Here is a 4011-nt window from a genome sequence, read left to right as displayed (position 1 = left end):
ACGAAGCGCGGGCCCGCGCTCCGCGAGCGCGCGTCGCTCGGGGCGTCCGAGCCCGTCGCCCCAGGCCCGGGCGCACCCCCTGGACCCGCGACGAGGGCGCGGCGCGCGGCGACGGAGGCCTTGATGCCTGCGAGCATCAGCGGGATGAACAGGGCGAGGCCGAGGAGGACGAGGACGGCGCAGCACACCCGGACCGCCGACGGGACGGGCAGGAGGCAGACGACGAGACCGCCGTTGACGAGGGTGACCCGGGTGCCGGCGAGCCGCTCGAACCACCCCTGGCCCGCGCGCACGACGCTCGGGCCGCCGCCGAGCACCGAGGGGATGAGGTAGGACAGCGCGCCGGTCACGAGCTGGGCGGCGAACCCCGCGGCGAGGATCGCCCCGACCGGCGTGTACCCGTCTCCGACGTCCGGCCAGCCTCCGCCCGTGACGAGGAGGACGACGACCCAGGCGACGCCCGCGACGAGCCAGGCGAGGGCCGCGGTCACGGCATACGTCGCATACTCCCTCGGCGGCCGGGCGAGCGCCGGTCGGAGGAGGGCGCGACCCCACCACGCGAGACCCGCGAGGTAGCCCGCGAGACCGGCGGCGCAGACGAGCGTCCTGCCCGCGAGCGCACCGCCGACGACGACGGCGAGGGCGAGGAGAAGGACGGGCAGCGCCTGGCGGGCACAGCGCTCCGCGCGGTCGTCGATGCGGGTCCGCAGCATCGTCGGCCAGAGGGTGAGGAGGGTTCCGGTGAGGGTGAGACCGAGCCACCCGAGGACCATGACCATCGAGTGCGCGACGATGAGCCGGCCGTGCCACAGGTCGGCCGGGCCGCGAGCGAGGATCGCGCCCAGCGTCGCGCCGACGGGGACGCACGCCGCGGCGGACACGTAGTAGCGCACCGTGACCCGGAACCGAGCCGGCAGCGCGACACGGAGCAGACGCCACAGCCGGATGCCGTGCCACACCACGGCGACCGAGACGAGGGTCGCTCCGGCGACGGTGACCGGCCACCAGCCGGACGGGACGCCGAGGAGGACGAGCGAGGTTCCGACGAGGAGGGTCACGAGTCGACGCGACTGCCGCCTCCGGTCGTCGGGCTCGGCGCGGACCTTGAGGAGGGCATACGTGAAGTGGGTGCTCCAGACCATCGCCGAGTGGGTGAGCGCGCCGAGGAGCACCAGGTGCACCATGAGCCACGTCGACTCCGGCACGAACGGGTGGACGAGGGCGACGACGACGGCGAGGACGAGCCACATGAGGCCGGGCCGGTCGCGCATCCCCCACGCCCCGCGCGTCCCGCCCGAGGCGGACCCACGGGCGGGGCGTGCGGCCACCCCGCGCGACGCGCCGTCGATGGGGTCGGGTGCGCCACCGGACGCTGGCGGGCCCTCGGGAGTGGTGCCGGTCATGGGACCGACTCCACCCGCGCCCGGGGAGCCGAGCGGCCCGTCGACCCGCTCGACGAGCGGGCGGTCACGACGAGGGCGAGGTTCGTGACGACCATGAGGAGCAGAGCCGCGACGGTGACGAGCGAGCCGGCGCGCCAGAGCGGGTCGATCCCGAGCCCGTCGCCGAAGAGGACCCGCAGGACGAGCCCCGCATGGAGGACGACGAGGGGCACCCAGAGGACCGGGTGATAGGGCAACGGCCGGCGGGCCACGGCCGGAAGGATGACCGGGGCGTGCGCCATGACCATCGACATCGCGAAGCCGAGGAAGACCGTGTGGACGACCGCGTCGTACGCGGGCGTCGTCCGAGGTGCGCCGACGAGGGCCCAGACGAGACCCGCGACCGCGAGCCAGACGTAGCCGACGAGGAGCGCGGCCGCGCTGAACCGTGGGAGGCCGACGAGGCGGATCGTGTGGCGGGCCACGTCGTGACGGGCCAGCCAGGCGACGAGGAGGAGGACGACGATCCCGAGGGCGCGAGCTCCCGGCCCGGGTGCGAGGAGCGCCGCGACGAGGGCGACGACGAGGGCCCCGGCGAGGACGACGAGGACGAGGTCCGCCGAGGCCGGCAGGACGAGTCGCGCCAGCTCGACGCGCTCGGCGGCGATGGTGAGGATGACGAAACCGGCGAGCCACGGCACCGTCGTCGCGAGATCCACGCGCAGCCAGAGGATCGCGGCACAGAGGGCGACGGCGGCACCGAGCCCCTCGACGAGGACCGGGTCGTCCCGCTTGCGGCGCCAGAGGGCCGTGTACACCGCGACGAGGGCGACGAGACCCGCGAGGACGAGGGTCTTGCCGACGAGGGGCGGCATGCCGGGAAGCAGGAGCGCGACCCCACCGAGCCCGAGGAGCGCCGGTGCGCCGTAGCCCGCCGGCGCGCCGAGGGCGACGGCGCGCTCGAGGGCGATGAGTCCGCCGAGGAAGCACAGGACCATGAGCCCGCCGTGGAGGTCCTCGAGCCGGGACGACGTGACGGGCGCGGGCACGCCGACGAGCAGCAGCGCCGCGTCGAGGCCCGCCAGGAGGGCGAGCCCGGCCGGCGCGAGGAGCCAGACCCGTCGCGGTGTGGACATCAGAGAGGATCGGCGGCGCGAACCCGGTCCAGCCGCAGCCGCCACGCCTCCGGGCCGGACTCCAGGTACGACACCTGCACCGCGTCGCCCTCTCGGCGCGCGATCTGGGCGAGGAGCGGCTTGGGGTCGTGCGGCGCGACGAGGACCATCGCCCCGCCGGCGGGGATGACGTCGAGCGCCCCGATGACCGTCGCGTGCCGGATCGCGTGGGGGACGGAGCGGACGTCGAGCTCGGGGATGCCCTCGTCGTCACAGCCGCACCCACAGGCGGCGCTGTGCGGGACCTCGGTGAGCGGGAAGGTGGTGCGGTCGGTCGTCGAGTCGTCAGCCATGGTGGTCTCCTGTCTCGGTTCTCTTGGTTCTCGTGGTCGGCGTGGTCGTCGTCGTTCTCGTGGTGGGCGCGGTTCTCGTGATCGGTGTCCTCGTGGTCGGGCGGCCGGCGCCGTTCGACGGCCGGCCGATGTGGGCCAGGCACCGGGCCGGCCCGACGAAGGGCTCGAGCGTCGCCTCGGCGTCGGGAGCGCCGAGACGATGAGCCGCCTCGGCGATGAGACCGGCGTGGATGCCGCAGACGACGGTGGTGTCGCGGCGGGCGAGATCCATGAACGGGCAGTCGGTGAGCTCGACGCGCGTGGTCCAGGCATCCTCGTCGCGGGACAGCTGCGGGTGGTAGCCCCACACGCGCAGCGAGTCGGTCACCCGCTCGACCCGTCCGAGCCACTCCTGCGGGGTGGCGGCCGGTGTCGCCTCGGCGAGCGGCACGTGCTCCCTCGCCCACGCGCGGCCCGCCTCGACGGGATCCATCGGGGCACCCGTCATCGAGGCCGAGACGGTGTCGACGAGCAGGCTCGTGAGCAGCCGCAACGGCTCGGCGGCGGCAGCCGGATCGGTCATCCCCGGCACGACGGCATACACCTTGCGCGGCCGTCCCGGACCCTCGTGGCGCTGCTCGTCGCTCCGCAGCACTCCCGCGTCGACGAGCTGGTCGAGGTGGAAGCGGACCGTCGTCACATGGAGGCCGACGACCTCCGCCAGCTCGGCCGCGGTGCGTCCCTGGGCCGCTTCGCCCCCCTGCCGGCGCGCCGGGGCGGCTGCCTTCTCGAGCGCCTCGACGAGCGCGCGGCGCACCGGCGACGCCATGAGTGCCGACGCCTCATGACTCGTCGCGCGCGCAGGAGTGGGCACTCGTCGGCCTCTCTCAATATAGAGGAGTTGATTCCTCTATATTCGTACCACACCGGATGGCGGTGCGCGCAATCCCCCGTAGGTCGAACTCCACCATGGGGTCGAGGTGATCGCCGGCCGCCCCAACGTCACCGGATACCTCCACCCGCGCGGCGCCTTCCCGAATCGAGGTATCCCGACCCCGCCGCAACGTCACCAGATACCTCCACCCGCGCGGCATACCTCGACCGGCGCAGGGCCTACCCGAATCGAGGTATCCCGACCCCACCGCCACGTCACCAGATACCTCCACCCGCACGGCGTCCTCC

At 74.2% G+C, this 4011-nt stretch carries 4 protein-coding genes and 1 pseudogene; all 5 read right to left on the bottom strand.

The window, feature by feature from the left end; translation table 11 throughout:
• A pseudogene (locus BN12_RS19225) lies at nt 1-1403 on the bottom strand (multicopper oxidase domain-containing protein); the annotation flags it as partial.
• Nucleotides 1400-2518 carry a hypothetical protein gene (locus tag BN12_RS19220; protein ID WP_048555028.1) on the bottom strand — a complete coding sequence of 373 codons (1119 nt, stop codon included), beginning with the start codon at nt 2516-2518 and terminating at the stop codon, nt 1400-1402. The pseudogene BN12_RS19225 and the gene BN12_RS19220, both read right to left, overlap by 4 nt.
• Nucleotides 2518-2850: a DUF2249 domain-containing protein gene (locus BN12_RS25855; protein WP_048555027.1), complete on the bottom strand. Its 333-nt coding sequence runs from the start codon at nt 2848-2850 to the stop codon at nt 2518-2520. Before BN12_RS25855 ends, BN12_RS19220 begins: the two co-directional genes overlap by 1 nt.
• On the bottom strand, nt 2843-3658 hold the full coding sequence (locus tag BN12_RS25430) for a helix-turn-helix transcriptional regulator (RefSeq protein ID WP_048555025.1): 816 nt from the start codon (nt 3656-3658) through the stop codon (nt 2843-2845). The genes BN12_RS25855 and BN12_RS25430 overlap by 8 nt, the downstream gene beginning before the upstream one ends.
• A 58-nt stretch (nt 3659-3716) precedes the next feature.
• Nucleotides 3717-4011: hypothetical protein (locus tag BN12_RS26320; RefSeq protein WP_235432472.1), on the bottom strand; the 295-nt coding region annotated here is incomplete at its 5' end.

It is taken from the genome of Nostocoides japonicum T1-X7, assembly GCF_001046855.1.
Taxonomy (GTDB): domain Bacteria; phylum Actinomycetota; class Actinomycetes; order Actinomycetales; family Dermatophilaceae; genus Nostocoides; species Nostocoides japonicum.
This window is presented reverse-complemented; position numbering and strand designations above follow the sequence as displayed.